This window comes from uncultured Cardiobacterium sp., from assembly GCF_938028185.1.
GTDB lineage: Bacteria > Pseudomonadota > Gammaproteobacteria > Cardiobacteriales > Cardiobacteriaceae > Cardiobacterium.
The window spans coordinates 1-6,532 of sequence record NZ_CALJAH010000238.1; the positions used below are offsets into that span (position 1 = coordinate 1).

General features: G+C 50.1%; 3 protein-coding genes. All 3 read right to left on the minus strand.

Features of this window, described 5'->3' with window-relative positions; translation table 11 throughout:
* Positions 1–5: 5 nt before the first annotated feature.
* The gene (locus Q0349_RS06885; protein WP_298080138.1) at positions 6–1,787 is read right to left on the minus strand and encodes a TonB-dependent siderophore receptor; all 1,782 of its coding nucleotides are present in this window, start codon (positions 1,785–1,787) and stop codon (positions 6–8) included.
* A gap of 230 nt (positions 1,788–2,017) precedes the next feature.
* The gene (locus Q0349_RS06890; protein WP_298080139.1) at positions 2,018–5,905 is read right to left on the minus strand and encodes a hypothetical protein; all 3,888 of its coding nucleotides are present in this window, start codon (positions 5,903–5,905) and stop codon (positions 2,018–2,020) included.
* Between the two features lie 6 nt (positions 5,906–5,911).
* On the minus strand, positions 5,912–6,532 hold a 621-nt coding region (locus Q0349_RS06895; RefSeq protein WP_298080140.1), incomplete at its 5' end, for a hypothetical protein.

Consider the following 6,532-nt stretch of genomic DNA (forward strand, 5'->3'; position numbering starts at 1 on the left):
ACATTTTAGGACACCACCTGGCTTTTTAGTGTCATCGGCTCGAAGTAGAAGCGTTTGGTGCCGTCATCGAGGCGTTTGCCACTGTTGACGGCGGTGTTTTTTTGGTTGATTTGGTAGAGGGCGACGGTGGCGTTCAGGTCGCCGTCGTACCATTCGCCTTTCCAGCCGACTTCGATGTTGTTGCCCAGTGTCGCCGGGAGGTTGCCGCCGGTTTTGCTGACGTTGCTGTTGTATTTGAAGATGCTGGTGTAGCTGGCGTAGAGGCTGTTGTGCGGGTCAAGGTCGTAGGTGACGCCAAGGTACGGCACGAAGCGGCTTTTGCGGGTGTCGATGATGCGGTCGGCGCGGCTGTCGGCTTTGCCGTCGCTCAGGTCGTAATGCCAGCCCCAGTTGCGTTTCCAATGGGTGTAGCGCGTGCCGGCGAGGAGGTGCAGGTTATCGGTCGGGTTGATGCGCAGACCGCCGCTGATGCCGTGCGTGGTGTAGTAATTGTTGCTGCTGTTGCGGTCGTCGGGGTGGCTCCAGTCCGGGCGCGGGATTTCGTCGCCACGCCAGGTATAGATGTTGTATTTGGCGTCGCTCGTGTTCATTGACATTCCGCGCACGTCGGTTTTTTCGCGGTTGTAGCTGTAGGTGAGGAAGAGGTCGTGGCTGTGGCCGAGGGCGTTGAAGCTGCCGTTGAGGTTGGTCTGGAAGGCGAACTGTTTGCCGCTGTGGTCGTAGTGTTCGATGCCATCGAGCGGCAGGGTGCCGTCTTTTTTCGCGCCGCCGCCGAGTTTGCCGCCGCCGGCGAGTGAGGCGTAGTTCTGTCCGGCGTTGGTGCGTTTGTAGTCGAGTTTGCTGCTGACGCGCCAGTCGTCGTTGATTTCGTGTTCGAGTTCGAGGAAGGCGCCGCGTTTGCGGAATTTGCCTTCGTTCCAGTTGGCGCCGAGGAAGGTTTTGCGCGGCAGGCGCAGGTCGCTGCCATCTTCAGAGAGCGGCAGGCCGTTCGGGTCGGGGGTGTCGTGCTGGTTCTGGTAGTAGCCGCCGAGGGTGAGTTTGGTGTTGTCGCCCAGTTTTTGGTCGAGTACGCCGTAGAGCAGGCCGTTGCTGCCATCGACGTGGCGCTTGAAGCTGTCGTCGTGTTCGCCGACGGCAACGACGCGGCCACGCAAGCCCCATGGTTCGTTCAGCGTGCCGGAGACGTCGCCAGTGGCGCGCACTTTGTCGAAACGGTCGGCAATGGCGTCGGCGCGGATTTGGGTGTTGTCGGTCGGTTTTTTGCGCACCGCGTTGATGGTGCCGCCCGGTTCGCTGTTCGCCTGGGTCAGCCCGGTCGCGCCGCGCACCACTTCGATGTGGTCGTAGAGCGCCAAATCCATTTGCTGTTTCGGGTCGCGGAAGGGGTTGCCGGTGACGCCCGGCGCGCCGATGGTGTTGCTGATGCCGTCTTCTTCGATTTGTTCGATAAAGAAGCCGCGCGACTGGTACACGGTGCGGGTGCCGTGGCGGGTGACGTTCACCCCGGTGGTGGTGCGCAGCGCGTCTTCGATGGTGGTCAGCCCTTGGTCATTGAGCTGGGTTTTGGTGATGACGCTCACCGACTGCGGCGTTTCGCGCGGCGAGAGGGTGAGGCCGGTGGTGGTGCGCATCGCCGAGGTGGTGTAGGAATTGACGTCCTCGGTGCGGGTGTTGTCGCGGTCGCTCTTGACGGTGATGGTTTGCAGGCTCTCGCTTTCTTGCGCGTGAGCATGGCAGGCAAGGAGGATGGCGGCCGCGAGCACGGCGGATTGGGCAGGGTGGTGCATGGCGGGTCTCCATTACGGGTTTGGCGGGATGAAATGTCCTTTTGTTAAGGTAAATTTTATCTTTCATCATAAGGGGTTCACCACGTTTTTGCGACTGGTGTAACAAAACGCGGCAACGGCGCGGGTTTGCAGGTTTACATACAGGTTTGCCGCTTTGGTGTATGTATATTTTTGGCAAGGCGGCCATAAAAAATCCCGCACGTTGGCGGGATTTTTTTCAGGGCGACGACTTACAACAGACCGGATTGATGCTGCCAGTGATCCAGCAAATGCTGCGTGCTGTCTGCAAGCGGCACGTGCCGGAGCGCTGCATCGGCGGGCGCGTGGTGTTCGTCATCGTGCTGTTCATGCAACGGTGCATGAGCCGCCAATGGCGCAACCAGCGTTACGTGTTCGCCTGTGTCGGCGAGCAAATCGCCCCACTGCGGCAGTTGCATTTCATCGCGCAGCGTAAGCGAGGGTGCCATATCCGCTGCGGGCGAATGCGCATCGCGGCTACCCGCATGGGCATGATCCAGATTGAGCAGCGGCTCCATCACGGGCGATGCGGCGGCAAACGGATTGCCTTCCGCCGACATCAGCGGTTGTGGCGGGGCAGATTCCTGCAATGCCGCAGTCGGCGGCTCCGGTTGAGCATGATGCGCTTGATCGGCAGCAGCATCTTCCGCTTGCGGCTGTGCGGCATTATCCGCGATAGCAGAATCCGCATTTTCATCCTGCGACTGTTCTTCGCCGGATTGCGGCGCCTGCGCCTTGATACGGTTAAAAATTTCCTGTGGCTGCAACAGCGATTGCCCGCCCATCTCGGCAATGGAACTCGGTGCATCGGGTGCCAAAGAAAAATAATTTTTTACAAGAAGCTGACCCTCGCCGCTTTTCAGTATCATCAACAAATCATTGCCCGATTGCGACAACATATAATCGTCCAGCCGGGTATCCCGCAAGAAAATGACATCCCAATCACCAAAATCGGAAATAACCTTGTGTTCCATGCCTTCCCGGTAAATATGGAAGACATCATTGCCCGTACCTCCGGTCATATAATCATTGCCGGGGCCGGGAAATAAGTGGTCATTGTTGTCACCACCATGTAATTGGTCATTTCCGTACCCACCCAGGAGCGTATCCTTTCCGGCACCACCATAGATAATATCATTACCGGTTTTCGTGCCTAAATCGTCTATTCTGGCATGATCTCCACTCAGCCAGTCATCGCCATCACCACCATGCAGCATATCGTCGCCATTATCCCCCCAAACCGTATCATTGCCTTCGCCACCATCCAGATAGTCATTACCATCGTTGCCGCGCAAAATATCATCATCCTCATCGCCATGGACAATGTCATTACCCTCACAACCAAAAATGGTGTCATTACCGGCATTTCCATGAATAATATCGTTACCGGGTCGCGCATCATCGGGCATTTTGGTGAAATAGGAATTTGAAGTTCCTACATCATTCGTATCGCCGTCTCCACACAAGACATCATCACCGGGGCCGCCATAAATTACATCATTGCCACCCTTGCCATAAATAGTATCAATATCTCCCTGGCTTTTGTCCTCCTGAGAAGCGGGACTCTGTTCGTCACCATAAAGGGTATCATTTTCCTGACTGCCTACCAGAGTATCTTTGCCTTGTCCGCCAACCAAAGTATCACCACGGGTATTGGTCTCATCAGTTTTATGCACGGAATCCGAGTCCGTATCAAGACCGGATATAACTCCGACAACTTTATAGCCATACGCCCCCCAAACCGAGCCATCTGTAAAGAGAGGAAGTCCATTCATAGAACTGCTGGCAGTTTCCCCTGCCCGTATCCGTTTCAGATCTGTTTCCAGCCTACCGGTGGCAAAGAGGACATCATTGCCATTACCGCCATAGAGATAATCCGAGCCATAACCGCCAACGAGCAGATCACCACCTTCGCCGCCTTCCAAAACATCGCGGCCTGCACCACCCTCAATGGCATCATTGCCGCCAAAGCCCCGGATATAATCGCGTCCTTCCGTACCACGCAGCACATCATTAAAACCTGCCTCTTTCTTGCCACCGATCAACTGTCCGTTTTCGTAGTTCCATTGCGTGGCTTCCCAGTTATACGTCTTGCCATCGGATTTGAACGGCGCGACCTGATCGCCACGGATTTCGTTTTCGGTGTGGATGCCGCTCACAGATTTTTTCAGGGTAATGCCGAAAGCGCCATAATACTCCTCAAAATCGAGGTCTTCAGGCAGTTCACCCCTGCTGTAATACGACCATTTTTGCATGGTGTATTTCCAGTCTTTGATAGTAAAACTTCTTGATTGACCATTTTCAGTAACGGTAATTTGCAAATCTGCAGTTTGCGTCTTCGTTTTTATGTGGGATAACACAAAAGTAAAATTCCCGTCAGTCCAGGTATTGGCTCCCTTGTATTCGATGTCCTTGTCTCCAAGTCGCTGGTTGCCATATTTGATAATGCCTCCATCCGGGTCAGTAATTTCATCATTGTCAATATCTTCAAATTTCTCGAAGATATAGGTATCTTTCCCTTCGCCACCTTTCAGGGTGTCTCTTCCTGCACCGCCAATCAGGGTATCTTCGCCGCTGCCACCATTTAGCGTGTCATTGCCAGCACCGCCATTCAGTGTATCGTTTTGATTGCCACCATTCAATGTGTCATTACCGATACCACCAACAAGCTTATCTTCTCCATCACCGCCATTCAATGTATCATCACCCGCCCTGCCAATGAGAATATCATTTCCGGCCTTACCATTCATGGTGTCTGTATTATCACCGCCAATCATGATGTCGTTACCGACATTGCCGACAAAAGTATTTTGCCTGTAAGAAAGTGTAGGGTCTTCATTCGCGGGTGCTGTGAAGTTGCCTTGGTCGTTTGTATTTTCTCTTTCCAAAGCAACCAACAGGTTGGTTTTGGCTTCTTCAGGAATCCAGCCAATTGGTGTTAATCCTGGAGCCGTCGCGTAAGGCCTGATTGCAATAGTGTTATTGTTATTACCATTAGTAATACCGGGCAAGACATGACCATTGATAACCATTGCTTCAAGCTCTGCCCTCATGCCTTCAGGCAAATCATCCGGTAAATAGCGTCGCATCAACTCATGGGCAAGCGGTCTGAATGCTTCACCAATATGAGCTATCTGATTGGCAAAAGGCAGTCCTTGGTAATCATGTTTTGCATTGGCAGCAGCGTTGCTTTCGATGTATTGCTCAAATGCGTTTTCTCTTTCTATAATTTTTTGCAGATACGTCTTCGATGCCCCAGGTATTCTCTTTCCCAAGGTATCAATAATATTATTGATTTCATCTTCACTAGGATTATTGCGGTCATTAAACAAGCCAAATAGCTCGGATTCGTAATAGCGACGTTTTTGGTGTCCGGCTACATTATCTTTATTGCTGTTATAGCGAATTTCAAACCATGCACGGAAACGGTCGCCAGTTTCAAGAGCATTAATCAAGTTTGGACCAACCAAATTACCATTTCCCACCCCGGAGTTATATTTCAGGGAGAGTAGCGTCAGTCTTTCATAGGAGTAATTGTCTCCTGTAAGGCCTGCCAAGTTAACAAGCTGGTCAGCCAGTATCCCTTCACTGTTTGCAATGATATTACTAAACGCTTTGTTAGTAATTTCTTCATAAAGAAGAGGTTTTTCTGTTGTCGTTGTTCCATCAGGATTATTGATGGTTTCCGTCCTGCCTGCTATTAGATCAAATTCAGTCTGTTCCGGATAAAAAGCCGGATCTATCCTTGCCCTGATAGTATTCCAGTTTGCAAGAATGGTGTTCTTCACTGTTTCCTGTCTGGTCGCATTTGTTGTTTGAAAATTGGCAGGAAATCCATCAGGGATAATTCTATTTATAGTATAATCATTAGTAGCAATATCATCTTGACCAGGAGTATTGTCATTTCTAATCTCTATCATTGCCTTGACAATTGCTTTTATTGTACTTTCTTCGGCCAAGTTGAAACCAATACCAGTAGTAGGAATGCCAATATGGTCAAAATAAATATTACGCTTGCTCTCTTCTATGCTGGCCATCATGTTACGGAAAGCATCAAGGAAAGCAGTCCTGTCTGCAATACGGTTTATAGTAATGGTCATGGTTATCTACCTCTTTAGTTGAAAATGGAGTTTACAAAGGTTAAATGGATTAATATCATCGGAGCCAAACCAGTATTCATCCAAATGGACTGTATAGTCTAAATTCTTTTTTCGTTTTTTAACATGATTATCAATTTTTCTAAAATCAGAAAACGTTGATAAGGTATAAGTTTTTCCCTGTATATCGATTGGAATTGAGACAGTATGAATATTAAAAGAATAAGAATGCTCACGTTGAATTCCCGGAATAGGCATACCGTCTGGGTGTACGATATAAGAAGAAGACCAAGAGCGTGTGGCTATGTCAAAATTATTTACGATATACCCTACTGTTTTTTCAGTATTAACAAAATGGGTAGGTGTACTGTAATAAAAAGCATCTGTTGGTAACAAATCTTTCTTGGTCTTGCGTGAATCCAGCGGTGCCCATCCAAAAGTTTCAATATTCATTTTTGCATCACACGCTTGCTGGTTCTGCGGATAATTTTTACATTCTTCTGTATTGAAGACGAATTTTTGAAAAAACTTATAATTGGCTCTATCTAGCTTGCTTAACGATGTAGAAAAGCCACGAACAGCAATAAGGTAGTTAGGGGGAATCTCATGGATTTCTTCTCGCTTGAAAGG

Excerpts from the sequence above, each read along its gene's own strand:
- Q0349_RS06885 (WP_298080138.1), bottom strand. The coding sequence starts at position 1,787 with ATGCACCACCCTGCCCAATCCGCCGTGCTCGCGGCCGCCATCCTCCTT.
- Q0349_RS06890 (WP_298080139.1), bottom strand. The coding sequence starts at position 5,905 with ATGACCATTACTATAAACCGTATTGCAGACAGGACTGCTTTCCTTGAT.